This is a genomic window from Thetidibacter halocola, from assembly GCF_018224955.1.
GTDB lineage: Bacteria > Pseudomonadota > Alphaproteobacteria > Rhodobacterales > Rhodobacteraceae > Thetidibacter > Thetidibacter halocola.
The window spans coordinates 291,895-318,468 of the sequence record NZ_JAGTUU010000006.1 but is presented as its reverse complement, the minus strand read 5'-3'; the positions used below and the strand labels follow the sequence as shown (position 1 = coordinate 318,468).

The 26,574-nt window shown below is 65.5% G+C and carries 27 protein-coding genes; 20 read left to right on the top strand and 7 right to left on the bottom strand.

Annotated elements, in window-relative coordinates:
• Positions 1-17 precede the first annotated feature (17 nt).
• Positions 18-1,577: a phosphate ABC transporter substrate-binding/OmpA family protein gene (locus KB874_RS16310; RefSeq protein ID WP_212537613.1), complete on the top strand. Its 1,560-nt coding sequence runs from the start codon at positions 18-20 to the stop codon at positions 1,575-1,577.
• Here the strand turns inward: KB874_RS16310 and radC are convergent.
• The 3 genes from radC to dnaK all read right to left on the bottom strand — a co-directional run bounded on the left by radC (position 1,574) and on the right by dnaK (position 5,626).
• Positions 1,574-2,338 carry a RadC family protein gene (gene radC, locus KB874_RS16305; RefSeq protein WP_212537612.1) on the bottom strand — a complete coding sequence of 255 codons (765 nt, stop codon included), beginning with the start codon at positions 2,336-2,338 and terminating at the stop codon, positions 1,574-1,576. The genes KB874_RS16310 and radC overlap by 4 nt on opposite strands.
• 129 nt (positions 2,339-2,467) lie before the next feature.
• Entirely contained in the window at positions 2,468-3,619 is a 1,152-nt protein-coding gene (dnaJ, locus tag KB874_RS16300) for a molecular chaperone DnaJ (RefSeq protein WP_212537611.1), read from the bottom strand.
• A 90-nt stretch (positions 3,620-3,709) separates the two neighbouring features.
• Positions 3,710-5,626 (bottom strand): molecular chaperone DnaK, encoded by a 1,917-nt coding sequence (gene dnaK, locus KB874_RS16295; protein WP_212537610.1) that lies wholly within the window; start codon positions 5,624-5,626, stop codon positions 3,710-3,712.
• Positions 5,627-5,824: 198 nt separating this feature from the next.
• Here dnaK and KB874_RS16290 point away from each other — a divergent pair, with 198 nt between their 5' ends.
• Positions 5,825-6,436, top strand: a complete 612-nt coding sequence (locus KB874_RS16290) for an alpha-ketoglutarate-dependent dioxygenase AlkB family protein (RefSeq protein WP_212537609.1) — start codon at positions 5,825-5,827, stop codon at positions 6,434-6,436.
• On the opposite strand, the gene KB874_RS16285 is transcribed toward KB874_RS16290, so the two are convergent.
• The gene (locus tag KB874_RS16285; RefSeq protein WP_212537608.1) at positions 6,433-7,377 is read right to left on the bottom strand and encodes a 1-phosphofructokinase family hexose kinase; all 945 of its coding nucleotides are present in this window, start codon (positions 7,375-7,377) and stop codon (positions 6,433-6,435) included. The genes KB874_RS16290 and KB874_RS16285 overlap by 4 nt on opposite strands.
• Before the next feature lie 106 nt (positions 7,378-7,483).
• On the bottom strand, positions 7,484-8,734 hold the full coding sequence (locus KB874_RS16280; RefSeq protein WP_249200549.1) for a DEAD/DEAH box helicase: 1,251 nt from the start codon (positions 8,732-8,734) through the stop codon (positions 7,484-7,486).
• 411 nt (positions 8,735-9,145) lie between these two features.
• Between KB874_RS16280 and rplO the strand changes: the two genes are divergently transcribed.
• The 5 genes from rplO (at position 9,146) to KB874_RS16260 (ending at position 12,123) form a co-directional block, all read left to right on the top strand.
• A complete protein-coding gene (gene rplO / locus KB874_RS16275) occupies positions 9,146-9,616 on the top strand; it encodes a 50S ribosomal protein L15 (protein ID WP_212537607.1) in 471 nt (156 codons plus the stop codon).
• Positions 9,617-9,722: 106 nt separating this feature from the next.
• The gene (secY, locus tag KB874_RS16270; protein WP_212537606.1) at positions 9,723-11,081 is read left to right on the top strand and encodes a preprotein translocase subunit SecY; all 1,359 of its coding nucleotides are present in this window, start codon (positions 9,723-9,725) and stop codon (positions 11,079-11,081) included.
• Entirely contained in the window at positions 11,078-11,725 is a 648-nt protein-coding gene (locus KB874_RS16265; RefSeq protein ID WP_212537605.1) for an adenylate kinase, read from the top strand. The genes secY and KB874_RS16265 overlap by 4 nt, the downstream gene beginning before the upstream one ends.
• The gene (locus KB874_RS23205; RefSeq protein ID WP_283054838.1) at positions 11,726-11,851 is read left to right on the top strand and encodes a hypothetical protein; all 126 of its coding nucleotides are present in this window, start codon (positions 11,726-11,728) and stop codon (positions 11,849-11,851) included.
• Between the two features lie 74 nt (positions 11,852-11,925).
• Positions 11,926-12,123 (top strand): CsbD family protein, encoded by a 198-nt coding sequence (locus tag KB874_RS16260; RefSeq protein WP_212537604.1) that lies wholly within the window; start codon positions 11,926-11,928, stop codon positions 12,121-12,123.
• 68 nt (positions 12,124-12,191) lie between these two features.
• On the opposite strand, the gene KB874_RS16255 is transcribed toward KB874_RS16260, so the two are convergent.
• Positions 12,192-12,803 (bottom strand): sulfotransferase family protein, encoded by a 612-nt coding sequence (locus KB874_RS16255; protein ID WP_212537603.1) that lies wholly within the window; start codon positions 12,801-12,803, stop codon positions 12,192-12,194.
• Positions 12,804-13,095: 292 nt separating this feature from the next.
• Here KB874_RS16255 and rpsM point away from each other — a divergent pair, with 292 nt between their 5' ends.
• The 4 genes from rpsM to rplQ all read left to right on the top strand — a co-directional run bounded on the left by rpsM (position 13,096) and on the right by rplQ (position 15,559).
• Positions 13,096-13,464, top strand: a complete 369-nt coding sequence (gene rpsM, locus KB874_RS16250; protein WP_212537602.1) for a 30S ribosomal protein S13 — start codon at positions 13,096-13,098, stop codon at positions 13,462-13,464.
• 15 nt (positions 13,465-13,479) lie between these two features.
• Entirely contained in the window at positions 13,480-13,875 is a 396-nt protein-coding gene (gene rpsK, locus KB874_RS16245) for a 30S ribosomal protein S11 (protein WP_212537601.1), read from the top strand.
• Between the two features lie 121 nt (positions 13,876-13,996).
• Positions 13,997-15,013, top strand: coding sequence for a DNA-directed RNA polymerase subunit alpha (locus tag KB874_RS16240; protein ID WP_212537600.1), 1,017 nt, complete (start codon positions 13,997-13,999; stop codon positions 15,011-15,013).
• A 123-nt stretch (positions 15,014-15,136) separates the two neighbouring features.
• Entirely contained in the window at positions 15,137-15,559 is a 423-nt protein-coding gene (rplQ, locus tag KB874_RS16235) for a 50S ribosomal protein L17 (RefSeq protein ID WP_212537599.1), read from the top strand.
• 58 nt (positions 15,560-15,617) lie between these two features.
• Here the strand turns inward: rplQ and KB874_RS16230 are convergent, their stop codons facing one another.
• Entirely contained in the window at positions 15,618-16,829 is a 1,212-nt protein-coding gene (locus tag KB874_RS16230) for a calcium-binding protein (RefSeq protein ID WP_212537598.1), read from the bottom strand.
• 262 nt (positions 16,830-17,091) lie between these two features.
• On the opposite strand from KB874_RS16230, the gene KB874_RS16225 reads away from it, so the two are divergent.
• From KB874_RS16225 to KB874_RS16185, 9 genes are all read left to right on the top strand, one after another.
• Positions 17,092-18,465, top strand: a complete 1,374-nt coding sequence (locus tag KB874_RS16225) for a trypsin-like peptidase domain-containing protein (RefSeq protein WP_212537597.1) — start codon at positions 17,092-17,094, stop codon at positions 18,463-18,465.
• 4 nt (positions 18,466-18,469) lie between these two features.
• Positions 18,470-19,786, top strand: coding sequence for a replication-associated recombination protein A (locus tag KB874_RS16220; protein WP_212537596.1), 1,317 nt, complete (start codon positions 18,470-18,472; stop codon positions 19,784-19,786).
• Positions 19,787-19,887: 101 nt separating this feature from the next.
• Positions 19,888-20,259, top strand: coding sequence for a fluoride efflux transporter CrcB (gene crcB / locus KB874_RS16215; protein WP_212537595.1), 372 nt, complete (start codon positions 19,888-19,890; stop codon positions 20,257-20,259).
• Positions 20,256-21,302 carry an RluA family pseudouridine synthase gene (locus KB874_RS16210; RefSeq protein ID WP_212537594.1) on the top strand — a complete coding sequence of 349 codons (1,047 nt, stop codon included), beginning with the start codon at positions 20,256-20,258 and terminating at the stop codon, positions 21,300-21,302. The genes crcB and KB874_RS16210 overlap by 4 nt, the downstream gene beginning before the upstream one ends.
• The gene (locus tag KB874_RS16205) at positions 21,299-21,973 is read left to right on the top strand and encodes an HAD-IA family hydrolase (protein ID WP_212537593.1); all 675 of its coding nucleotides are present in this window, start codon (positions 21,299-21,301) and stop codon (positions 21,971-21,973) included. The genes KB874_RS16210 and KB874_RS16205 overlap by 4 nt, the downstream gene beginning before the upstream one ends.
• Positions 21,970-22,689 carry an ATP12 family chaperone protein gene (locus KB874_RS16200; RefSeq protein WP_212537592.1) on the top strand — a complete coding sequence of 240 codons (720 nt, stop codon included), beginning with the start codon at positions 21,970-21,972 and terminating at the stop codon, positions 22,687-22,689. The genes KB874_RS16205 and KB874_RS16200 overlap by 4 nt, the downstream gene beginning before the upstream one ends.
• 177 nt (positions 22,690-22,866) lie before the next feature.
• Positions 22,867-23,883 carry an amino acid ABC transporter substrate-binding protein gene (locus tag KB874_RS16195; RefSeq protein WP_212537591.1) on the top strand — a complete coding sequence of 339 codons (1,017 nt, stop codon included), beginning with the start codon at positions 22,867-22,869 and terminating at the stop codon, positions 23,881-23,883.
• 131 nt (positions 23,884-24,014) lie between these two features.
• Positions 24,015-25,244 carry an amino acid ABC transporter permease gene (locus tag KB874_RS16190; protein ID WP_212537590.1) on the top strand — a complete coding sequence of 410 codons (1,230 nt, stop codon included), beginning with the start codon at positions 24,015-24,017 and terminating at the stop codon, positions 25,242-25,244.
• Between the two features lies 1 nt (position 25,245).
• Positions 25,246-26,541 (top strand): amino acid ABC transporter permease, encoded by a 1,296-nt coding sequence (locus KB874_RS16185; RefSeq protein WP_212537589.1) that lies wholly within the window; start codon positions 25,246-25,248, stop codon positions 26,539-26,541.
• Positions 26,542-26,574: the final 33 nt, after the last annotated feature.

The following is a 26,574-nucleotide window of genomic DNA, read 5'->3' as shown; positions in this document are numbered from 1 at the left end:
GCGGGGCAGGTTTTCCGATGCGACGGCTTCGTGCGGCGGTTTTCGCCGCACTTTTCTTTGCGCTGGCAGGGCAGGGCGCGCAAGCGCAGGATGTCACGCTGCGGTCGCGCGATGGCGCCATCGAGCTCAGCGGCACGCTGCTGGGGTTCGACGGCGAATTCTATCGCCTGCGCACGCGCTACGGCGAGTTGACGCTGGATGGCTCGGGCGTGCTCTGCGAAGGGATCGGCTGCCCGTCTCTGACCGATTACGTCGCCGAACTGACGATTTCCGGCTCTGCCACGATCGGTGCCGTGCTGATGCCCGCCTTGGTCGAGGCCTTTGCCCTGCGCGGCGGCTTGATGGCCGAACGAGAAACACTTGAGGATAGCGCCTTTCGCTATGTCCTGACCAGCCGTGCCACGGAAAAACCCGTGGGCCGCTTTACCTTTCGGATGACGAACACGGCCGAGGGGTTCGCCGACCTGATGGCGGACGAGGCCGATATCGTCATGGCGCTGCGCGAGATCCGCCCAGAGGAACGCCGAACCGCCGAGGCGGCGGGGCTGGGCGATCTCGCCGACGCCAACCGCTCGCGCGTGCTGGCGCTGGATGCGCTGGTGCCGATCGTGTCCCCCTCGAACCCGGTCGACACCCTGTCGTTGCCGCAGCTTTCGGCCCTGCTGACCGGCCGAATCGACAATTGGGCGGCGCTGGGCGGACCGGATGCGCCGGTCGTGCTGCATCTGCCTGGCGCCGAATCCGGCCTGGCGCAGCGGGTCGAGGACCGGCTGCTGCGGCCTGTCGCGGTTGGACTCGCGGGAGAGTTGCGGCGGCATGACGACAACGCCGCCCTGGCGCAGGCCGTCGCGCGAGACGCCTTTGGTCTGGGCCTTGCCAGCTTCTCCGAGACCGGCAATGCCAAGTCGCTGGTGCTGACCGGTGCTTGCGGGTTCCAGCTGCGCGCGGCGCGGCGGTCGGTCAAGACCGAGGATTACCCGCTGACGGCTCCGATTTTTCTCTACCTGCCGGCGCGTCGCCTGCCCGCCTTGGCGCGTGACTTCCTCGCCTTCACGCGGTCGCCCCCGGCGCAGATCGTGATCCGCCGCGCCGGTTTCGTCGACCAGGCGCCCGAGGAGGTGCCGCTGGACATGCAGGGCGACCGGCTGGCCAACGCGATCCGGGTGGCCGAAGGGGTAGACGGTCTCGAGACGTTGCGGCGCATGGTGTCGGAACTGGCGACGATGCGGCGCCTGACGACCTCGTTCCGGTTCGAGGCGGGCTCGGCCCGGCTGGACGCGCAGTCGCGGTCGAACGTGCAGCAACTGGCCCGCGAGCTGGAGGCTGGAACCTATGACGACCGACGGCTGGTCTTCGTGGGTTTCTCCGACGGTGTCGGGCCGGTTTCCGCCAACCTGGAGATCGCCACGCAGAGGGCGGAGGCGGTTCGGGCGGCGATTATCACTGCGGCAGAGGCGGCCGACCTGACCCGCATCGAGATCGCAACCGACGCGTATGGCGAGGCGATGCCCATGGCCTGCGACGACAGCGCCTGGGGCCGCGAGGTGAACCGGCGGGTCGAGGTCTGGGTGCGCTAAAGAAGCCCCTCGGCCCGAAAGCTGAGCTCGCGCGATTTGCCGATCACGAGGTGGTCGTGCAGCGTGATTCCCATCGTGTCGGCGGCCATCTGGATCTGCTGCGTCATGTCGATATCAGCGGCGCTTGGCGTCGGATCGCCCGAGGGATGGTTGTGCACAAGGATGATCGCCGAGGCGTTCAGCTCCAGCGCGCGCTTGATGACCTCGCGCGGATAGACGGGGACATGGTCGACGGTGCCGCGCGCCTGCGCCTCGTCGGCGATGAGCACGTTCTTGCGGTCGAGGAACAGGATGCGAAACTGCTCGATATCCGCGTGGGCCATCGCGGTCTGGCAGTATTGCAGCAGCGCGTCCCAGCTGCTGACGACGGGTCGGCGCAGGACTTTTGACCGGGCGAGGCGGTGCGCCGCGGCCTCGACGATCTTGAGTTCCGTCACGACGGCGTCGCCCACGCCCGCGACCTCTGCCAAGCGGGGGGGCGGGGCCGAGAGCACGCCGTTGAAATCGCCGAAGCGTTCCAGCAAGGCGCGAGCCAGGGGTTTTATGTCGCGGCGGGGAATGGCGCGGAACAGGACCAGTTCCAGCATCTCGTAATCCGGCAGGGCGTCGGCGCCGCCCACCATGAAGCGTTCGCGCAGCCGTGCCCGGTGGTCGCGGATGTAGGAGGGTAGCCGTTCCTGTCCCGGAAGGGCGGTTTCCGGCGCCTCGTCCCTGTCGAAGAGGGCGGCCTGGGAATCGGAGAAATGCACGGCTCTGGTCATGGCCGGAGCATCGCGCAGGGATGGTTAGCAGGTGGTTAACGGGACGGCGTCACGGCGCTCGTCTCCTGCGGAGACATCGCCCCGCCCGCCGTCCCATATCCCGCTTCGCGGCCCGGTTGGCTCCGGCGCCTAGCCCTTCATCGAATCCCAGAAGTTCTTGACCGAGGAGAAGAAGCTCTTGGATTCCGGGTTGTTGTCTTCGCTCAACGCCTCGAATTCCCTGAGCAGTTCCTTCTGCCGCGAGGTGAGGTTCACGGGTGTCTCAACGGCCAGTTCGATATACATGTCGCCGGTGCCGCCGCCGCGCAGGGCCGGCATTCCCTTGCTGCGCAGGCGCATCTGGCGGCCCGACTGGCTGCCGGAGGGGATCTTGACGCGCGAGCGGCCGCCATCAATGGTCGGCACTTCGATATCGCCGCCCAGCGCCGCCGCCGTGATCGAGACCGGGACGCGGCAATGCAGGTCGACGCCGTCACGCTCGAAGATCTTGTGCTTCTCGACCTCGATGAAGATGTAGAGATCGCCCGGCGGGCCGCCGCGCATCCCGGCCTCGCCCTCGCCGGCGAGGCGGATGCGGGTGCCGGTCTCGACCCCGGCGGGGATGTTCACCGACAGCGCACGGTCCTTCTGGACGCGGCCGTTGCCGCCGCAGCTCTTGCAGGGATTCTTGATGATCTGGCCCAGGCCCGAGCATGTCGGGCAGGTGCGCTCCACCGTGAAGAAGCCCTGCGTCGCGCGGACCTTGCCCATGCCGGAACAGGTCGGGCAGGTGGTGGGTTCGGCGCCGCCCTCGGCGCCGGAGCCCTTGCACGATCCGCAGGGGACCGAAGTGGGCACGGTTATCGTCTTTTGCAGGCCGGAATGCGCCTCTTCGAGCGTCACGCGCAGGTTGTAGCGCAGGTCGGCGCCGCGTGAGGCGCGCTGGCGACCGCCCTGCCGTCCACCCATGAAATCGCCGAAGAGGTCGTCGAATACGTCGGAGAAGGCGCTGGCGAAATCGGCGTTTCCGCCCATGCCGCCGCCGGGCCGACGTGCGCCGGCGCCGCCCATCCCGCCTTCAAAGGCCGCGTGGCCGAAGCGGTCGTAAGCAGCCTTCTTCTCGGCGTCCTTGAGGACGTCGTAGGCCTCGTTCACTTCCTTGAATTGGCTTTCCGCGTTCGGGTCGTCCTGGTTGCGGTCGGGGTGCAGTTCCTTCGCCTTCTGGCGATAGGCCTTCTTGATCTCGTCCGCCGAGGCACCCTTCTTGACGCCCAGGACGTCGTAGTAGTCACGTTTGGACATTGATGCCCTCCTTTGCGGGGGGCGGGGGCGGAACGACTAGGACCGGTCCGGTAAACGGACCGGCCCCCGATCAGAACCGCGCGACCCGCATCAGGCGCGCTTGCTGTCGTCGAGATCCTCGAAGTCGGCGTCGACGATGCTGTCGTCGTCCGCACCGCCGGCATCCGCTGCCCTCGGCTCATCATCACCCGAGTCGGACTGTGCCTTGTAGATCGCCTCGCCCAGGCGCATGGCCACTTCGGTCACGTTCTGGATGCCCGACTTGATCTTGTCGGCGCTGGCATTGTCCTTTTCCAGGTCGTCCTTGAGCGCGGCGATGGCCAGTTCGATCGCCTCGATGGTCGAGGGGTCGACCTTGTCGCCATGTTCCTCGATCGACTTCTCGGTCGAGTGGATGAGGCTTTCGGCCTGGTTGCGCGCCTCGACGAGTTCGCGGCGGCCCTTGTCGGCTTCGGCGTTCTCCTCGGCCTCGCGGACCATGCGATCGATATCCTCGTCGGACAGGCCGCCCGAAGCCTGGATCGTGATCTTCTGCTCCTTGCCGGTGCCCTTGTCCTTGGCACTGACCGACACGATGCCGTTGGCGTCGATGTCGAAGGTCACCTCGATCTGCGGCATGCCGCGCGGCGCGGGCGGGATGTTCTCCAGGTTGAACTGGCCGAGCATCTTGTTGTCCGCAGCCATCTCGCGCTCGCCCTGGAAGACCCGGATCGTCACGGCGTTCTGGTTGTCCTCGGCGGTCGAGAACACCTGGCTCTTCTTCGTCGGGATCGTCGTGTTGCGATCAATAAGGCGGGTGAACACGCCGCCCAGCGTCTCGATGCCGAGGCTCAGCGGTGTGACGTCCAGCAGGACCACGTCCTTGACGTCACCCTGCAGCACGCCGGCCTGGATCGCGGCGCCCATGGCCACGACCTCATCCGGGTTGACGCCCTTGTGCGGCTCCTTGCCGAAGAACTTGGTCACTTCCTCGATGACTTTCGGCATGCGGGTCTGACCGCCGACCAGCACGACCTCGTCAATGTCGCTGGTGGTCAGGCCGGCGTCTTTGAGCGCGGCCTGGCAGGGCTTGATGGAAGCCTTGATCAGGTCGCCCACCAGGCTTTCCAGCTTGGCGCGGGTCAGCTTCATCACCATGTGCAGCGGCTGACCGTTCGCGCCCATCGAGATGAAGGGCTGGTTGATCTCGGTCTGGCTGGACGAGGACAGCTCGATCTTTGCCTTTTCGGCGGCTTCCTTGAGACGCTGAAGCGCCATCTTGTCCTTGCGCAGGTCGGTGGCGTGTTCTTTCTGGAACTCGTCCGCGAGGTAGTTGACGATGCGCATGTCGAAGTCCTCGCCGCCGAGGAACGTGTCGCCGTTTGTCGACTTCACCTCGAACAGGCCGTCGTCGATCTCCAGAATGGTCACGTCGAAGGTGCCGCCGCCGAGGTCATAGACCGCGATCGTCTTGCTGTCCTTCTTGTCGAGACCATAGGCCAGCGCGGCGGCCGTCGGCTCGTTGATGATGCGCAGCACCTCGAGACCGGCGATCTTGCCGGCGTCCTTGGTGGCCTGACGCTGGGCGTCGTTGAAATAGGCGGGAACGGTGATGACGGCCTGCGTCACCTCTTCGCCAAGATAAGACTCGGCGGTTTCCTTCATCTTCTGCAGGATGAAGGCGGAAATCTGGCTCGGCGAATATTTCTCGCCGCGGGCGCGAACCCAGGCGTCGCCATTGCCGGCGTCGATCACCTCGAACGGCATGTTCTTGCGGTCTTTCGCAAGGTGCGCGTCGTCATAACGGCGGCCGATCAGGCGCTTGACACCGAAGACGGTGTTTTCCGGGTTGGTCACGGCCTGCCGCTTGGCGGGCTGGCCGACGAGACGCTCATTCTCGGTGAAGGCGACGATGGAGGGAGTGGTGCGTGCGCCCTCGGAGTTTTCAATCACGCGCGGCTGCGAACCATCCATGATGGCGACGCAGGAGTTCGTGGTCCCGAGGTCGATACCGATCACTTTACCCATGTTTCTAATCCCTTTCTTCAGGCGATGATATGGCCGGACCCTTTGGATTTCGGCATCCGGCCCATGGTTGATTTCAGCGGACCACATGGTGCAGCCCGTCAGGATCAGCGAGTATATAGGCACCGGGGAAAAACCCTGCAACAGGGATGCAAGAGGGATTGGAGGTATTTTTGCAACAGTTTCGCAAGGCGGCGCTCGATGGCTGAGCCGCGCCTGATCCGTGGCTTTGCCTTGTTCGACGGATTCCTGGACCGCCCCGCGCAAGAGGCGATGGTCGCGGATCTGCGCGGCGTTCTCGCCGCAGCACCGCTGGTCCGGCCGGAAACGCCGCGCGGCCAGAAGATGTCGGTGCGGATGAGCGCCTGCGGCGATTTCGGCTGGGTCAGCGACCGGCGCGGCTATCGATACGAGCCGCGGCATCCTTCGGGTGTGGCCTGGCCGCCGATCCCGCAGTCGGTGCTGCGCGTGTGGCAGGCGGTGTCGGGCTGCGATCGCCTGCCGGAGTGCTGCCTGGTCAACTGGTATGGCGAGGGCGCCCGGATGGGGCTGCACCAGGACCGGGACGAGGCGGATTTCGCTGCGCCTGTAGTCTCCGTCAGCCTCGGGGACGAGGGCCTGTTCCGCATGGGCAATACCGGGCGCGGCGGAAGCACCGAGTCGGTCTGGCTGCGCTCGGGCGACGTGGTGGTGATGGGGGGCGAGGCGCGGCTGCGCCATCACGGGGTGGACCGCATCCGGTTCGGATCGTCGACGCTGCTGCCCAATGGCGGGCGGATCAACCTGACGCTGCGGGTCGTGACCCCGGCCTAGAGCGGAATCCGCGTCACCTGGCCGAAGAAACGTTCGGTCTCGTCTCGGCGGCACAGGGCTGTGCCCTGCGTCGTGACGGCCGATGCCGCGGCGGCAGTGCCCCGGCAGCAGGCGGTGACCGGATCCTCGCCCCGGCTGATCGACAGGGCGAAGGCGCCGACGAAACTGTCGCCGGCACCGATCTTGGAGATCGGCACGACCATCGGGGGGCGGGTCAGGCCCACCCAGTCAGTGCAGGCGATCACGTTGCCCTGCGCGCCGGCGGCGATGATGACGATCTCTGCGACGCCCCCCGCGCGCAGGTCGCGGGCATAGGCCGCGATTTCGGCGATGCCCACCAGCGGGTGGCCCGACAGCTCGCGCGCCTCGGCATGGTCCATGCGCAAGGCGAACAGGTTCGCGGCGCGGTCGACGGCATGGCGCAGCGCCTCGCCGGACGTGTCCAGCATCATGCGCCCGCCACCCGCGTTGATCGCCGGTTGCAGGTCGAGGAAGAAATCCAGCGGCATGCCTGGCGGCAGAGAGCCCGAGGGGATCACCAGCGCACCGGGGCGGATCGCCGCGAGGATCGCCGCGCGGGCAGTATCGCAATCGCCTGTTGTCCAGTCCGGCCCGGGCATCATGAAGCGGTATTGCAGGCCCGTCGCCTGATCGCGGACCGAAACAGATTGCCGTGTTGGGTGGTCGACGCCCAGCGGCTCGGGTGTCAGACCCTCTTCGCGCAGCAGCGCAACCAGCATTTCACCGGTGGGTCCACCCCAGGCCAGCATCGGGTGGCTGTCGCCGCCAAGATTCGCGATGGCGCGGCTGACATTGACCCCGCCGCCACCCGGATGGACCAGTGGCGCGGTGCAGCGCAGCTTGCGGTCGGGGATCACCGCCGGCGCCTCTGTCGAGAGGTCGAGGGCGGGATTGACGGTGAGGGTGAGGATTTCTGTCATCGGTCCGGTCTGCTGGGGTTCGTCCCAGATTGCCAGTCCAAAGGGGCGCTGTCAGCCCCGAAGCAGGGCGGGTCGAAAACCCGCCCTGCCTGAGTCGCGTCCTGTCTCAGGCGGCCTTGCGGCCACGCGAGCGGCGGGGACGGCCCGCCTGTGCCTGCGGCGGGCGACTACCCTGCGGCTTGCCCCGGCCGCGCCCGCCACGAGAAGGGCCCTTGCCGGCGCCCTCCCACGGGGTACCACCGGCGACGGGGATATCGCGGCCCATCACCTTTTGCACGGCGCGGAATTCCGACATCTCTTCCTGCGCGCAATAGGCGATGGCGGTGCCGTCGCGGCCCGCCCGTGCGGTGCGGCCGATCCTGTGCACGTAATTGTCCGGCACGTTTGGCATGTCGTAGTTGTAGACGAAGCGGACCGAGGGAATGTCGATGCCGCGCGCAGCGACGTCCGTCGCCACCAGCACCGTTGCCTCGCCTTCCTTGAAGGCGCGCAGGGCGCGGTCGCGCTGGCCCTGGCTCTTGTTGCCATGCACCGACTCGGCGGCATAGCCGGCAGCCTCGAGGTGCTTGCGCAGCCGTTCCGCGCCATGCTTGGTCCGGGCAAAGACCAGCGCCGCCTGCGGCTGGTGCTGGGACAGGTGCTCGATCAGCAGGCCGGTCTTGGACGACTGGTCGACGAAGTGGACCGACTGGTCGATCTTCTCGACGGGCTTGCCCGGCGGAGAGACCTCGACCCGGACGGGGTTGTTCAGATAGGCCTGCGCCAGTTCCGCCATCTGCTTTGGCATGGTGGCCGAGAACAGCATGGTCTGGCGGTCGGCCTTGAGCAGCGGCGCGATGCGGCGCAGCGCGTGGATGAAACCGAGGTCGAGCATCTGGTCGGCCTCGTCCAGCACCAGGAATTCGGTCAGGTCAAGGCGCACGGCCTTGCGGTCGATCAGGTCGATCAGGCGACCCGGCGTCGCCACCAGCAGGTCGGTGCCCTTGGCCAGGCGCTGCACCTGCGCGTTGATCGAGCCACCGCCGACCACCAGGCCGATGCGGACAGAGGTGCCGTCGGCGTAGTCGCGCAGGTTGTCGAGGATCTGCTTGGCCAACTCGCGCGTCGGCGCAAGGATCAGGCCGCGCACCGATTTCGGCGCCGGGCGGCCCTCCATCCGCAGGATCGCGGACAGCAGCGGCAAGCCGAAGGCGGCGGTCTTGCCGGTGCCGGTCTGCGCGAGGCCCATCACGTCACGGCCGTTCATGGCGTGCGGGATGGCCTGCTTCTGGATCGGCGACGGCTCGGTGATCTTGAGGGTTTCGAGGTTGGTCAGAAGGCGGGCCGGCAGGCCCAGCATGGAAAAGTCCAAAGTCATATCCTTGTGTGCGGAAACGCCGGATGCGTGCCGCATGGCATGCGCACCCCGGACGGGGCCGCAAGCGTGGGTTCCGCCGCGAAGTGCGCAAGCCGACAGGATGCCAGACCGCGATGCGACGCTGGACCCCCGCGTGAATTGGGAACCGATTGGGATTGTCTGCCGTGCGGGCCGCTTGGTTTTATTCTTGGCGCCCAGCTGCTCCGCTCACGCGGCGGGTGCGGCAGGTAGGGGGCATATGGACCAGGGGTTGCGGGAAGTCAATGGAGCTTTCCGCAAACACGGCTTGATCGCGGCGGTTGCCGCCGCTATACGCCCCCGGTGGCCGCCAAGGCCCGACTCAGCAATCAAGAAACGCCGTGGTCTGCCCATCTTCGCTTCGCGGGCAGCATCCGGCAAAGGAGAAGCGACATGAAACTCAACGAACTGCGCGACAATCCCGGCGCAACCCGAACCAAGAAGCGCGTGGCGCGCGGCCCGGGCTCTGGCAAGGGCAAGACCGCCGGCCGCGGCATCAAGGGCCAGAAATCCCGTTCGGGCGTGGCCCTGAACGGCTACGAGGGCGGCCAGATGCCGCTCTACCAGCGTCTGCCCAAGCGCGGCTTCAACAAGCCGAACCGCAAGGCCTATGCCGTGATCAACCTGGGCATCATCCAGAAGTTCATCGAGGCGGGCAAGCTGGACGCCGGCAACATCACCGAAGATGCGCTGGTCGCATCGGGCGCCGTGCGCCGCAAGCTGGACGGTATCCGCGTGCTCGCGAAGGGCGATCTGACCACCAAGGCCGCGATCACCGTTACCGGCGCCTCGCAGGCGGCGGTCGATGCGGTGGCCAAGGCAGGCGGTTCGCTGACGGTCACGTCGGCAGCAGCGGCGGAATAACGCCTTGAGGGCGCGCGCAAGCACGCCTAAATAGCCTACAGTTTTCCATGAACGCCGCCGCCGGAGAACGCCCCGCGGCGGCGTTTGCCTGAAAAGAGAGATCCGCATGGTATCCGCAGCAGAGCAAATGGCCGCCAACACCAGCTGGGCGGCGCTTGGCAAGGCCACCGACCTGCGCAACCGCATCCTCTTCACCCTCGGCCTTCTGATCGTCTACCGGATCGGCACCTACCTGCCCGTTCCCGGCATCGACGGCGCGGCGCTGATCGACTTCGTCGAGCAGGCAGGGCAGGGGATCGCAGGCATGGTGTCGATGTTCACCGGCGGCGCGCTGGGCCGCATGGGCATCTTCGCGCTGGGCATCATGCCCTACATTTCGGCCTCGATCATCGTGCAGCTCCTGGCGGCCATGGTGCCGCAGCTGGAGCAGCTGAAGAAAGAGGGCGAGCAGGGGCGCAAGAAGATCAACCAGTATACCCGCTACGGCACGGTGCTGCTGGCGACGTTGCAGGCCTACGGCCTGGCCGCGTCGCTCGAAGCGGGCGACCTGGTGACCGATCCCGGCTGGTATTTCCGCGCGTCTTGCGTGATCACACTGGTCGGCGGCACGATGTTTCTGATGTGGCTGGGCGAGCAGATCACCCAGCGCGGCGTCGGCAACGGCATCTCGCTCATCATCTTCGTCGGCATCATCGCCGAGGTTCCCGCCGCATTGGCGCAGTTCTTCGAATCCGGCCGCACCGGCGCGATCAGCCCGGCGGTGATTGTGGGCGTCATCCTGATGGTGGTGGCGACGATCGCCTTCGTCGTGTTCATGGAGCGCGCGCTGCGCAAGATCACCATCCAGTATCCGCGTCGCCAGGTCGGCATGAAGATGACCGAGGCGCAGTCCAGCCACCTGCCGGTCAAGGTGAACCCGTCGGGCGTGATCCCGGCGATCTTCGCCTCGTCCTTATTGCTGCTGCCGGTCACGATCTCGACCTTCTCGGGCTCGGATACCGGGCCGGTCATGTCGACGATCCTGGCCTATTTCGGGCCGGGACAGCCGCTGTACCTGCTGTTCTTCGCGGCGATGATCGTCTTCTTCGCGTATTTCTACACGTTCAACGTGGCGTTCAAGCCGGATGACGTGGCCGACAACCTGAAGAACCAGAACGGCTTTGTCCCCGGAATCCGCCCGGGCAAGAAGACAGCGGAATACTTGGAATACGTGGTCAACCGCGTGCTGGTCATGGGCTCGGCCTATCTTGCAGCGGTCTGCCTGCTGCCCGAGATCATCCGCAACGAGTTCGCCGTGCCGTTCTACTTCGGCGGCACCTCGGTCCTGATCGTGGTGAGCGTGACCATGGACACGATCCAGCAGGTCCAGAGTCACCTGCTGGCGCATCAATACGAAGGCCTGATCCAGAAGTCGCAACTGCGCGGAAAGGGTCGGAAGAAACGAGGGGCACCGTCGCGTCGATGAACATCATTCTTCTGGGACCGCCGGGGGCGGGTAAGGGCACTCAGGCGCGGATCCTCGTCGAGGAACGCGGCATGGTGCAGCTCTCGACCGGCGACATGCTGCGCGAGGCCAAGGATTCGGGCACCGAGATGGGCAACCTGGTTGCCGGCGTGATGGCGCGGGGCGAGCTTGTGACGGACGAGATCGTGATTGGCCTGATCCGAGAAAAGCTGGAAACGGTGAAAGCCAACGGATTCATCTTCGACGGCTTCCCGCGCACGCTGGCCCAGGCCGACGCGCTGGGCGAGTTGCTGGCGGAGGAAGGCCAGACGCTGGACGCGGTGATCGAGATGCAGGTGGATGACGCGGCGCTGGTCGCCCGGATCACCGCCCGTTCGACCTGCGGCAATTGCGGCGAGGTCTACAACGACCAGACCAAGCCGATCCCGGCGGATGGCGTCTGCACCTCTTGCGGCCAGAAGGCCGAGTTCAAGCGCCGTGCCGACGACAACGAGGACAGCCTGCGCACCCGGCTGATGGAATACTACAAGAAGACCTCGCCGCTGCTCGGCTACTACTATGCCAAGGGCGACCTGAAGTCGGTCGACGGCATGGGCGACATGGACACGGTCAAGGCGGCGATCTCGGGCATGCTGGACGCCTGAATGCGGCGCTTCTACTGGAACGATAAAGCCCGGACACCCTCCGGGCTTTTTCTTGTCCTGATCATTCCTGCGGTGTCTGGCATGGTTGTCTGGCACCTGATCATCGAAGCCGCCATCGGCGGCTGACCATCCATCCGCGGATTTCGGGAACTTTCTGCACGCCGCCACCGTTTCTTTGGCAGAGCGAAAGGAGGTTCATCATGAACTGGGACCAGATCAAAGGCCAATGGTCGCAACTCAAGGGCGAAGTGCAGGCCCAATGGGGCAAGCTGACCGATGACGAGGTCATTCAGGCTGGTGGCGACCGCGAGAAACTGGCGGGGATCATCCAGGAACGCTATGGCGTCGCCAAGGAAGAGGCCCGCGACCAGATCGACAAGTGGGCGAAGAAGCACTGACGCTTCGACGCGAGATCAGGAAGGGCGGCGTCGAGCCGCCCTTTTTCATGCCTGCGCTGCCCGGTGGGTCAGTCGAGTTCCAGCTTGGTGCGGAAATCGACCGTGGTGTTTCCCGAAGGATAGGGAACATCGGGAACAGGCACACCAAGACCCGCGCAGAGCGCGTCCCACCCGTTACCCAGTTCCAGCTCGATCAGCCTGTCAGGCGCCACGCTGGAGCGGGCCCGTGCGATGTTGTCCGCGTAGCGTTCCAGCACGAAGTCCTTGTCGTCAGGCCGTCCCTCGAAATAGTCGGCGCCGACGACCAGCCAAGCCATCGAGGGCTGATCCTGCTGTTCCCGGAACCGCATCAGCGCGGGCAGGATCGTTTTGGAATAGCTGTTCCACCAGCTTTCCGGGCTGCGATGGGTCAGGACAACCTTGGCCTCGGGGTATAGCGCCGCGAGTTCTTCCCAGTAGCGGGCCGAGGGCCAGTCGACGGCGCAGTTGAACCCCTCGAAAAGCGAATCCCAGCCGATGTTCTCACCCACCGCCTTGGTCAGCCATCGTTGCTGCTGAACCTCGCTGGCCATGATCTCGTGCATGTGGTGGCAGGGTCCATAGCCGAGGATGTTGAGCGCTGACTTGAGCGAATCGGTGCCTGTCCGGCCAAAGCCGGCGCCAATGACGGAAAGCGACATGGTTTATTCCTTCTGGAAAAATGCGTCTGCGGAAAGGCTAGCAACCCGCGCATCCTTCTCCTAACGAAAGCAGAGAGAGGTGGCCAAACAATGTGCTTGACAGGGGGGTTGACCTTCCGGGTCGGCCCAAATAGTTAGCCCCATCCCGAAAGGGACTCCGCGCCCGAATCGAGCTGTATCGGTTCGGGACCATCACCTGAGATATGACAGACACCCGGTTTGCTGACGCGCCGGGTTTCCGTTGTGAAAAAAGGACCTGGGATCACGGGTCCGCAACGAAAGGAAAAGACAAGTGGCACGTATTGCCGGCGTCAACATCCCGACGCACAAGCGCGTTCCCATCGCGCTCACCTACATCACCGGAATCGGCCACACCTCGGCCCGGGCGATCTGCGATGCCGTGAGCATCGACCAGTCGCGCCGCGTGAACGAGCTTAGCGACGCCGAAGTTCTGGCGATCCGCGAGCACATCGACGCGAACTACACCGTCGAGGGCGACCTGCGCCGCGAAGTTCAGATGAACATCAAGCGCCTGATGGACCTCGGCTGCTACCGCGGCCTGCGCCATCGCCGCAACCTCCCCGTCCGCGGTCAGCGGACCCACACCAACGCACGCACGCGCAAGGGCCCCGCAAAGGCCATTGCCGGCAAGAAGAAGTAAGGGAGGGCGAAGCAAATGGCACGGGATACCCGTTCGCGCGGAGGCAAGAAGAAGGTCTCCAAGAACATCGCCGCTGGCGTCGCACATGTGAACTCCAGCTTCAACAACACCAAGATCCTGATCTCGGACGTGCAGGGCAATGCCATTGCATGGTCGTCCGCCGGCACGATGGGCTTCAAGGGATCGCGCAAGTCGACCCCCTATGCCGCCCAGCTGGCCGCCGAGGATGCGGGCCGCAAGGCGCAGGAACACGGCGTCAAGACGCTGGAAGTCGAAGTGCAGGGCCCCGGTTCGGGTCGTGAGTCGGCTCTGCGCGCACTGGCTGCCGTCGGCTTCAACATCACGTCGATCCGTGACGTGACGCCGATCGCGCACAACGGCTGCCGCCCGCCGAAGCGCCGTCGCGTCTGACGCGACACAGGATTTCGTCGGAGCCGGGCCAGTGGGCCTGGCTTCGGCTTTTGCCGTTTTACAACCTCGGGCGTCCAGTGGTTTAGGGCATGAGCCGCCGGGCAGGTATGGAGGGACTTTCATGATCCACAAGAACTGGGCCGAGCTGATCAAGCCGACGGCGCTGGAAATCAAGCCGGGTAACGATCCGGCGCGTCAGGCGACCATCGTCGCGGAACCGCTGGAGCGCGGCTTTGGCCTGACGCTGGGCAACGCGCTGCGCCGCGTGCTTTTGTCCTCGCTTCAGGGCGCGGCGATCACCAGCGTGCAGATCGACAACGTGCTGCACGAATTCTCCAGCGTGGCGGGCGTCCGCGAGGACGTGACCGACATCGTCCTGAACCTCAAGCAGGTCTCGCTGAAGATGGAAGTCGAGGGGCCCAAGCGCCTGTCGATCAACGCCAAGGGTCCGGGCGTCGTGACCGCCGGCGACATCTCGGAGTCGAACGGCATCGAGGTCCTGAACCGCGAGCACGTCATCTGCCACCTCGACGAGGGTGCAGAGGTCTACATGGAACTGACCGTCAACACGGGCAAGGGCTATGTCGCCGCCGACAAGAACAAGCCCGAGGACGCGCCTATCGGCCTGATCCCGATCGACGCGATCTATTCGCCGGTCAAGCGCGTCGCCTATGACGTTCAGCCGACGCGCGAGGGCCAGGTGCTGGACTATGACAAGCTGACCATGAAGGTGGAAACCGACGGTTCGGTCACACCCGAGGACGCGATAGCCTTCGCGGCGCGCATCGTCCAGGACCAGCTGTCGATCTTCGTCAACTTCGACGAGCCGGAGAGCGCCTCGCGCCAGGACGACGACGACGGGCTGGAGTTCAACCCGCTCCTCCTGAAGAAGGTGGACGAGCTGGAACTGTCCGTGCGTTCGGCGAACTGCCTGAAGAACGACAACATCGTCTATATCGGCGACCTGATCCAGAAGACCGAAGCCGAGATGCTGCGCACCCCGAACTTCGGCCGCAAGTCGCTGAACGAGATCAAGGAAGTGCTGTCCGGCATGGGCCTGCACCTGGGCATGGATGTCGAGGACTGGCCGCCGGACAACATCGAGGACCTGGCCAAGAAGCTCGAAGACAGCTTCTGAGGTCATTCGGGCGGGTCTCGGCCCGCCCGGTTTCCGGGCATCTGCCCCAAGGAGAGCCGGTGACACGCATCGCCGGCCTGACAAAGCAAAACCGCCCGTAGAGGGCACATAGGAGTAAGACACATGCGTCACGCAAGCGGCTATCGCCGACTGAACCGCACCCACGAACACCGCAAGGCCCTGTGGGCAAACATGGCCGGCTCGCTGATCGAGCATGAGCAGATCAAGACCACCCTGCCCAAGGCCAAGGAACTCAAGCGCGTCATGGACAAGCTGATCACGCTGGGCAAGCGCGGCGATCTGCACGCTCGCCGCCAGGCCGCAGCCCAGCTGAAGCAGGATGTCCTGGTCGCCAAGCTGTTCGACATCCTCGGCCCCCGCTATGCCGAGCGTGCCGGTGGCTATACCCGCGTGCTGAAGGCCGGCTTCCGCTATGGCGACATGGCGCCGATGGCGATCATCGAACTGGTTGATCGTGACTTGGACGCCAAGGGCGCCGCCGACAAGGCCCGCGTCGCCGCAGAAGAGACTGCCGACGAGGAATGACCTTGGTCATCCCGCAAGGATACAAGGCCCGCGCCATCCCGGCGCGGGCCTTTTCAATTCAAAGCACAAAATCCGCCGCATCCGCCTGCGCAAAGGCCAGGCCGCGGATCAGCAACGACCCCTCGCCGCCAATCGCGGTGAAATCCAGCAGCGTGGCGCCCCCGGCGTTCGACAGCGCAGGCGCGATGATGCTGGCGAAATCCGTCGCCCGGATGCCGAAGGCCGTCATGTCGATCCTGTCGACGCCGTTCTCGAAATCGGTGATCGTGTCGAACCCGGCGCGACGATAGAACAGGAACGTGTCCGGGCCCGCGCCGCCGCTCAGCGTATCGTCACCCTGGCCACCCGCCAGCGTATCGGCGTTACCGTCCCCGGACAGCCAGTCGTCGCCATCGTTGCCGAACAGCGCGTCGTTGCCCTGACCGCCTGAGACCTCGTCATTCCCGGTGCCGCCCCAGATCGTGTCGGCGCCGAACCCGCCGTCCAGCGTATCGTCGCCATCGCCGCCGGACAGCCGGTCGAACCCGGCATCCCCTGTCATCGCCTCGTCGCCCGACCCACCGCGCAGCGTATCGTTGCCGTCGCCGCCGGCGACCATGCCCGCGATTTGCCCGAGCCGTCCGTCATAGATGTCGTTGCCCGCGCCGAAATCCGCGTCGCCGATGAACAGCCCGGCATTCGTGACTCGGTCGACGACTGCGGCAAGGCTGAGATAGCTGTAATCGCCGCCAGACAGCGTGCCCGTGTTGACCAGTTCCACGTCAGCCAGGCCATCCCTGCCGTAGGGACAGTAAAATCCGTTGGCCTGTCCGGAAATCAGGCCGTCATTGAGGATCGTCGCATTAAGCACGTAGCCGAGGTAGATGCCACGTATCTGCCCGGTGATCGTGCCGGTATTAGAGAGTTGGAAGTCGGGATTTTCAAACGAGTCGGAAATGATCCCTTCGGTTCCGCCGCTGAGCAGGCCGGCATTGGCAATGCGGCATGACACACCTGAGATATTGAACAGCGCGGCCCCGGGGGCGGTCAGCGATGCCTGTGCGCCAATGGTGATAGTGGCCGTGCTCCCGTCCGCGACGATGCATTGCGCCTGCGTATCGTTGCCGGTCACCGCGATGACGCCCAGAACCGTGATGGAATTCAACGTCCCCTGGGCAATGATCCCGTCCTGTGACAGGACCAGTTCGCCTCTCGGCCCGATATACCCGGTTTCGGAGCCTGTCAGCAATTGCGGGGTGCTGCTGAACCCCGTGATCGAGAAGGACGCCATGGCCCACTCCTTGTTGCGTGACCGGCACGCAGACCAGAACACGCGACCATCCTGCCAGAAGGCGAAAGAGACCGAACCCTTTCGCTTTTGGCGCGACGCGCCGTGCCCGAGCCACTTGTAGACCTGACACGAGAAACCGTCACCGATTCTTCGGCCCAGGCCCTAGATCGGGCATGGCAAGGGTGAGACCTGCCTCTTCCGCCGGGTTGAAACCCGGCCCCGCGGTCGGCATATCTGATCCACCGCGACCGGAGACCCGTCGATGCGCCTTTTCGCCCTGCTGCTGAGCCTGATCCTCGCCGCGCCCGCATGGGCCGAGACGCGCGTCCCGCAGGACCAGGCCGAGATTTCCCTGTCCTTCGCGCCACTGGTGAAACAGGCCGCGCCCGCTGTCGTGAACATCTACGCAAGGCAGGTGGTGCAGGCGAAAAGCCCCTTTGCCGATGACCCGTTCTTCGGTCAGCTGTTCCGCGACTTCCAGGCCCGGCCACGGGTGCAGAACTCGCTCGGGTCCGGCGTGATCCTGTCGGCGGACGGCATCGTGGTGACCAATTACCATGTCGTCGGACAGGCGCAGGACATCCGGGTGGTGCTGAACGATCGGCGTGAATTCGCCGCCGCCGTGCTGCTGTCGGACGAGGAATCCGACCTTGCCATTCTGCAACTGGACGGCGCAGAGGACATGCCCAGCCTGTCCCTTCGCGACAGCGACACGGTCGAGGTGGGTGAACTGGTTCTGGCCATCGGTAACCCGTTCGGCGTCGGCCAGACTGTGTCCTCAGGCATCGTGTCGGGGCTGGCGCGGTCGGGTGCGGCCACGGGCAATGCGCGCGGCTATTTCATTCAGACCGACGCGCCGATCAACCCGGGCAACTCGGGCGGCGCACTGATTGACGTGGCCGGGCGGCTGATCGGGGTCAACACCTCGATCCTGACGCGCTCTGGCGGGTCCAACGGCATCGGCTTTGCCATTCCCTCGGCGCTGGTGGCACAATTCGTGACCCAGGCCAGGGCCGGCGAGACGCGGTTCCAGCGCCCCTGGGCTGGCGCGGCCGGGCAAGCGGTGGACGGAGACCTTGCCGCGACGCTGGGCCTGGACCGGCCGGGTGGCGTTGCGCTGGCGCATCTGCATCCGCAAAGTCCGCTGGCGCAGGCGGGCCTTCGGGTGGGTGACGTGGTCCTGGCGGTCGACGGCCTGCCCGTGAACAGCCCGCCCGAGATGCTCTACCGCATGTCGGTGCGTGGCATCGGATCGACCGCCGACGTCACCTTTCACCGCGCGGACGAGACCTTTAAGGCCACCGTGGCGATGATCGTCCCGCCCGACGACCCGCCGCGCGACGCGGTCACGCTGGGCGCGCGCGACCTGCTGCCCGGGCTCGAGGTGGCGCGGCTGAACCCCGCCCTGACGTCCGAGTTGAACCTGCCGATCGACGCCGCCGGAATCGTCGTTCTGCAACCCGGCCCCTATGGCGCGCGAGCGGGCCTGCAAACGGGCGACATTCTGCGTGGCATTGACGGCGCAGCGGTGGAAAACCCGGCCGAGGTCGGGCCGCTGCTGCAACGGGCGGCACCGCGCGTGCGGATCGACGCGCTGCGCGGCAACCGCCGCCTTGTCCTGTCCTTTCGGCTCTGACGCGATGGCCGACCTGTTCGACACCGGCACCCCCGTCGCACCCCCCGACAGCGCGCCGCGCCCGCTGGCCGACCGGTTGCGGCCCAGGACGCTGGCCGAGGTCATCGGGCAGGAACAGGTGCTGGGCCCGGACGCGCCGCTGGGCGTGATGCTGGACTCCGGCTCGCTGTCTTCGATTGTCTTCTGGGGCCCGCCCGGTGTCGGCAAGACCACCATCGCCCGGCTTCTCGCGGACGCGACCGACCTGCATTTCGTCCAGATCAGCGCGATCTTCACGGGTGTGCCGGACCTGCGCAAGGTTTTCGAGGCGGCAAAACTGCGCCGCGCTGGCGGGCAGGGGACACTCCTGTTCGTGGACGAGATCCACCGGTTCAACAAGGCGCAGCAGGACGGGTTCCTGCCACACATGGAGGACGGAACGATCCTGCTGGTGGGCGCCACCACTGAAAATCCCTCGTTCGAACTGAACGCCGCCCTACTGTCGCGCGCGCAGGTCCTGGTGCTGGAGCGTCTGGGCCTGGCCGACCTAGAACGGCTGGCTTCCCGCGCGGAACTGGCGTTGGGCCGGACGCTGCCCCTGACCGACGCGGCACGGCAGGCGCTTCTGGGCATGGCCGATGGCGATGGGCGGGCGCTGTTGAACCTCGTGGAACAGGTCATGGCCTGGAAGGTCGAGGCACCGCTCGATGCCGCGGCTCTGGGCTCGCGGTTGATGCGCCGCGCCGCGCAATACGACAAGTCGGGCGACGGCCATTACAACCTGATCTCGGCCCTGCACAAATCCGTGCGTGGCAGCGATCCCGACGCCGCGCTCTACTGGTTCGCGCGGATGCTGGATGCGGGCGAGGATCCCCGCTACCTGGCGCGCCGCATCACCCGCATGGCGGTCGAGGATATCGGCCTCGCCGATCCGCAGGCGCAGTCGATCTGCCTGCAAGGCTGGGAAACTTACGAGCGACTCGGCAGCCCCGAGGGCGAACTCGCCATCGCGCAGGCGCTGGTCTATCTCGCCCTCGCGCCGAAATCGAACGCGGCCTATGCCGGCTACAAGGCCGCCCGCGCCGCGGCCAGGAAGACCGGAAGCCTGATGCCGCCCAAGCATATCCTGAACGCGCCGACCCGGCTGATGAAGGACCACGGTTACGGCGCGGGCTATGCCTATGACCACGATGCCGAGGACGGGTTCAGCGGTCAGGACTATTTCCCCGAAACGATGGGTAGGACCGAATTCTACGCCCCGGTCGAACGCGGCTTTGAACGCGACCTGAAAAAGCGGGTCGAGTATTTCGCACGGCTGCGCGATCAGCGGAAAAAGACCTGACCTGCCGCTTCATCTTGCCCGACAAACTCCGGGGGAGGCCCGCAGGGCCGGGGGCAGAGGCCCCACTTGACAACCTCCACCCCACGCGCGAAGGCGAGACCATGACACCCCTGATCCAAGTCGCCCTCGGCGGCGCCATCGGCGCCAGCGCCCGTTACCTGACGGGCATCGCCGCTGCGCGCCTGCTGGGCAAGGGATTCCCCTGGGGCACGCTGATCGTGAACATCGCGGGGTCGTTCCTGATGGGCGTGCTGGTGATCGCCCTGCTTCAGTTCAACGGCAACCGCTATGCGCCGCTGCTGATGACCGGCATCTTGGGCGGCTTCACCACCTTCTCGGCCTTCTCGCTGGACGCGGTCACGCTTTATGAACGCGGCCAGATCGGACTGGCGGCGACCTATGTCGCGGGCTCGGTCATCCTGTCCATCGGGGCGCTGTTCGCAGGCCTCTCCCTTGCGCGGAGCCTGACATGACCGGCGTCCAGACCATCACCGTCGGCCCCGGCGACGGCGACCAGCGGCTCGACCGCTGGCTCAAGCGGATCTTCCCGCATCTCCAGCAGGGCCGCATCGAAAAGATGTGCCGCAAGGGTGAATTGCGGGTGGATGGCGCGCGCGCCAAGGCCTCGACCCGCCTTGCCGTGGGCCAGCAGGTGCGCATCCCGCCGCTGCCAGAGCCGGACGAAAAACCGGTCGCGCGCAAGGCGCCGACCGTCTCGGACAAGGATGCCGAGATGATCCGCGACGCGGTGATCTGGAAGGACGACCACATCATCGCCCTGAACAAGCCGCCCGGCCTTGCCACGCAGGGCGGCAGCGGCCAGACGCGCCATGTCGACGGCCTGGCCGAGGCGCTGACCTTCGGCCTCGATGAAAAGCCGCGCCTCGTTCACCGGCTGGACAAGGACACGTCCGGCGTCTTGTTGCTGGCCCGAACGCGCGAGATGGCGGCGAAACTGACCACCGCCATCCGCCACCGCGAGACGCGCAAGATCTACTGGGCGCTGGTCGCCGGCGTGCCGACGCCTTACCTCGGCGAGATCAAGTACGGCCTGGTCAAGGCGCAAGGCCATGGCGGCAAGGGCGAGGCGGAAAAGATGATCTGCGTGCACCCGCGCGACATCGACGGCACGCCGGGCGCGAAACGCGCCCGAACTCTCTACGCCACGCTCTACCGTGTGGCGGGTCGCGCCTCTTGGGTGGCGATGGAGCCGATCACAGGCCGCACCCACCAGCTGCGGGCCCACATGGCCGAAATCGGCCATCCGATCATCGGCGACGGCAAGTACGGCGGCTCGGGTCAGGAAAACAAGGGCGACGGCTGGGGCGCGCAACTGGGTGGTATGATCTCGAAAAAGCTGCACCTGCACGCCCGCCGGATGCAGTTCGAGCATCCCGTGACGCACAAGACCATCACCATCGACGCGCCCCTGCCCGAGCACATGGCGCAAAGCTGGGAGACGCTGGGCTGGGAGGAATCCTTTGCTGCCGAGGACCCGTTCGAGGATCTGCATTGACCCTGCGGCTGGTGATCTTCGACGTCGACGGCACGCTGGTCGACAGCCAGGCGGATATCCTCGCCTCGATGGAGGCGGCCTTTGCCGAGATCGGCCGCCCCGCGCCCGCCCGCACCGAGGTGCTGGGCGTGGTGGGCCTGTCCCTGCCCGGCGCCATCGCGCGGCTTGCCGGGGACGAGTCCGACGATCGGCTGGCGCGGATGGTCGAGGCCTACAAGACCAGCTACGCGCGGCTGCGTCACCAGAACGGCGCGGCCTCGTCGCCGCTGTATGATGGCATCCGGCCGCTGCTCGAGGCTCTTCATGCCCGCGACGACCTGTTGCTGGGCATCGCCACGGGCAAGTCGCGGCGTGGGCTGGAGGCGTTGCTGGACACGCTCGACCTGCGGCGCTTCTTCGTGACGGCGCAATGCGCTGACGATCACCCGTCGAAACCGCACCCTTCGATGCTGCTGACCTGCCTGGCAGAGACCGGCATCGATGCCGGCCGCGCGGTGATGATCGGCGACACTTCTTTCGACATCGACATGGCGCGCGCCGCGCGGATCCGCTCCGTCGGCGTGACCTGGGGCTATCACCCCGCGCCACACCTGTCCGGGGCCGACCGCGTGGTGGAGGACACCGCCGCGCTGGGCCGCGTTCTGGACGATCTGCTGGAGCTTGCGACATGAGCGAATGGGCCCCCAAACGCTTCTGGAAATCCGCCGAGGTCACGCCGCAGGGCGCTGGCTGGGCCGTGACGCTAGACGGCCGCCCGGTGCGCACACCGGCAAAGACGCCGCTTGTCGTCCCGACCGAGGCACTGGCCCGTCAGATCGCGGCAGAATGGGACGCGCAAGAGGCGCGGGTCAATCCTGCCACCATGCCCTTCACCCGGATGAGCAACTCGGCCCTGGACAAGGTCACGCTGCAACACGCCGAGGTGGCCGACATGCTGGGGGCCTATGGCGATGCCGACCTGCTGTGTTACCGTGCCGATCACCCCGAAGAACTGGTCAGCCGGCAGGCCGACGCATGGGATCCGGTTCTGGACTGGGCCGGGGCTGCGCTGGGCGCGAGGCTTGTGCCGCGCCTTGGCGTGATCCACGCGCCGCAGGATGCCGCCGCGCTGGCGCGACTGTCGGCGCGGGTCCACACGCTGGATGCCTTCCGGCTGGCTGCGTTCCATGATCTGGTATCGCTTACAGGGTCGCTGATTCTCGGTTTCGCCACGGCGGAACGGCTGCACGATCCCGACACGCTCTGGTCCCTGTCCCGCATTGACGAGACATGGCAGGCAGAGCAATGGGGCGCGGACGAGGAAGCGCAAGCAACGGCGGAGTATAAGCGCGGTGAATTCAACCATGCCGCGACGTATTTCCAGCTTGCGAACCCCGGCGCCGCCTAGGCCGCTGCTTTCCGTTTGGGCAACCTATGCAGGTCTGCCTGTTTTCCCGGCTCTTGGGTTGACGTTTTCGCAGGAATGCGCCCAAACTCATGACACTGAGCGGGGGACACCCTACTTTGGCAAGACAACCCGAAAAGGGATCAGCCGCATTCGTGCGGATAACAGGAAGAGGTAAACATGAAAAAATCCGTGTTTCTCGGCGCACTGACTGTCGCCGGCCTCGCGGCCGCCGCTGCGGGCGCCGCGACACTTGACGATGTGAAGGCCCGGGGCAAGCTGAACTGTGGCGTGACGACCGGTCTGGTCGGCTTTGCCGCTCCCGACGCAAACGGCCAGTGGGACGGTTTCGACGTGGGTGTGTGCCGTGCCATCGCTGCCGCCGTTCTGGGCGACCCGACCGCCGTCGAATTCGTGCCGACCACCGGCAAGACGCGCTTCACCGCGCTCGCCTCGGGCGAGATCGATGTGCTGGCTCGCAACACGACCTGGACCTTCTCGCGCGACACCGACCTGAAGTTCGACTTCGTGGGCGTCAACTACTATGACGGCCAGGGCTTCATGGTTCCGAAGGCACTGGGCGTGTCCTCGGCCAAGGAACTCGATGGCGCGACCGTCTGCATCCAGACCGGCACAACGACCGAGTTGAACCTCGCGGACTTCTTCCGCGCCAACAACATCAGCTACGAGCCGGTTCCGATCGAGACCAACGCCGAAGCGCAGCCGCTGTACCTGGAAGGCGCCTGTGACGTCTACACCACCGACGCATCCGGCCTGGCCGCGACCCGCGCCGCTTTCGAGACCCCGGCAGACCACATCATCCTGCCGGAAATCATCTCGAAAGAGCCGCTGGGTCCGCTGGTCCGCCACGGAGACAACGACTGGGGTGACATCGTCATGTGGACGCTGAATGCCCTGATTGCCGCCGAAGAATACGGCGTCACCTCGGCCAACGTCGACGAGCTGGCAGCCGGCACCGACAACCCGGAGATCAACCGCCTGCTTGGCACCGAAGGGGATCTTGGCCCGATGGTCGGTCTCGACAACCAGTGGGCGATGCGCGCCATCAAGGCCGGCGGCAACTACGGCGAACTGTTCGAGAAGAACATCGGCGAGAGCACTCCGATCGGTCTGGCACGCGGACTGAACGCGCAGTGGACCGATGGCGGCTTGCTCTACAGCCCGCCGTTCCGCTGACCTGACGACGGAGAGGGGCGCGGGCATTCCGCGCCCCTTTTTCTACCAGACATAACGAGAATTCCGCATCCGTCGAAAGAGCGGGCGAACCGCCAGGCGGCCAAGACGCGGACGAAACAGGGATACTCGCCATGACGACCCTCAGCGACCCGCCGTCGCAATCGTTCCAGTTTTCAAAACTGATCAACGACACGCGCTATCGCTCCTACACGTTCCAGTTCATCGCGCTGCTCTGCGTGATCGCGCTCATGTCCTACCTGGGTTGGAACCTGGTCCAGAACCTTCGGGCAGCCGGTCTGAACATCTCCTACGGCTTTCTCGGAAGCCCGGCAGGCTACGACATCAACCAACGCCTCATCGAGTATGACAGCCAGTCGACCCATTGGCGTGCCGCCATGGTGGGTGTGCTGAACACGCTGCTGGTCGCCTTCCTGGGCTGCATCACGGCAACGGTCATCGGCGTCTTCGTCGGCGTCTTGCGCCTGTCCAAGAACTGGCTGGTTCGCAAGATCATGTCGCTTTACGTCGAGATCTTCCGCAACGTGCCGGTGCTGATCTGGATCCTGGTCATCATGGCGATCTTCATCGCCGTGCTGCCACAACCGCGCGATTTCCGGGGCGACGACGCGACCGCGTCGATGCTGGGCGGGCTGTTCGCGTTCACCGGGCGGGGTTTCTACCTGCCGCGACCCTATTTCACCGCCGAATGGGCGGCTGGTGGCGCCGGTTGGCTGGTTGTCATCGGCGTTCTGATCGCCAGCTTCTTCGGCTCACGCAAGCTGTCGGCCTGGGCCAGCAAGACGCAGGAAGCGACCGGCGTCAGACCCACCACCTGGTACCTGACGCTGGGCATCTGGTTCGTGCCGCTTCTGATTGTCCTTTTGGCGCAAGGCCTGCACTGGGAAATCCCGGCGCTGGCTGGCTTCAACTTCCAGGGCGGGATCTTTGCCCGGAACTCCCTGATCGCGCTGTGGTTCGCGCTGTCGATCTATACGGCGGCCTTCATCGCGGAAAACGTCCGCGCCGGCATTCTCGCAATCTCCAAGGGGCAGACAGAGGCGGCGGCCAGCCTTGGCCTGCGCCCGAACCGGATCATGAACCTGGTGATCCTGCCGCAGGCGCTGCGGGTCATCATCCCGCCGCTGATCTCGCAATACCTGAACCTGACCAAGAACAGCTCGCTGGCGATTGCCGTGGGCTACATGGATCTGACCGGCACGCTGGGCGGCATCACGCTGAACCAGACCGGGCGGGCGATCGAATGCGTTCTGCTGCTGATGCTCTTCTACCTGACCATCAGCCTTGCGATCTCGGCAATCATGAACGCCTACAACAACGCCGTGAAGCTGAAGGAGCGCTGAGATGACGGAAAAAGCCTCCCTCGCCTTTGTCCGGGACACGATGCTGCCAGAGCAGCCGCCGCCTGCGTCGGAAACCGGGATCATCAAGTGGGTCCGTGCCAACCTGTTCCCGGATGTGCTGAACTCGATCCTGACGATTGTGGCGCTTTACCTGATCATCAAGATCGTGGTCGGCGCCTGGCCGTGGTTCGCCAACGGCATGTGGGCGACAAGCTCGCTGGCGGAATGCCGCGAAATCCTGCAAGGCACGACCGGGGCGTGTTTCTCGGTCCTGACCGAACGCTGGAATCAGCTTCTGTTCGGCTTTACCTATCCCAACGACCAGTACTGGCGGCCGATCCTGGCTTTTGTCCTGCTGGCCTTTGCGGCGGCGCCGATGTTGTTCGCGATGTTCCTGCCGCGCAAGCTGCTGCTGTTCACCGCGCTCTACCCGTTCATCGCCTTCTGGCTGATCTGGGGGGGCACCGTGCTGACGCCGCTCTTTGCGCTGCTGGGCTTCGTCGCGGCCGCGACGGTCTTTCCGCGGGTGGAAAAGGCATCGGGCTTTGCCTCGGCGCTTGGTGCTGCCGTGGTGACGGCGGCCATCGTCTGGTATGTCGGTGGCCTCATTGCCGGCACCACGCCGAACCTGATCGCGCTGGAGCCGGTGCCGTCACGCGACATGGGTGGGTTCATGCTGAACTTCATCCTTGGCACAGTCTGCGTGTCGCTGTCGCTGCCGCTGGGCATCCTGCTGGCGCTGGGCCGGCAGAGCAACATGCCGATCATCAAGTGGATCTGCGTCGTCTTCATCGAGTTCATCCGCGGCGTGCCGCTCATCACTTTGCTCTTCGTGGCGAACGTGGTGCTGGCCTACTTCCTGCCGCCGGGCACCAACTTTGACCTGATCCTGCGGGTCATCATCATGATCACGATGTTCAGCTCGGCCTATATCGCCGAGGTGATCCGTGGTGGCCTCGCAGCACTGCCCAAGGGCCAGTACGAGGCGGCCGACAGCCTTGGCCTCGACTATGCGCAGGCCATGCGGCTGATCATCATGCCGCAGGCGCTCAAGATCTCGATCCCCGGCATCGTGAACGTGGCCGTGGGCCTGTTCAAGGACACGACGCTGGTCTCGGTCATCTCGATGTTCGACCTGGTGGGCATGATCCGCGGGCCGATCCTTGCCTCGACCGAATGGAACGGCGTCTACTGGGAGCTGTGGGGTTTCGCGATCCTGCTGTTTTTCCCGGTCTGCTACGGAATCTCGCAATATTCCCAGTGGCTCGAGCGTCAGCTTGCCACGGATCACCGATAAACGCGCTGAGCAGCGAAGCGATAGCGCAAGAAT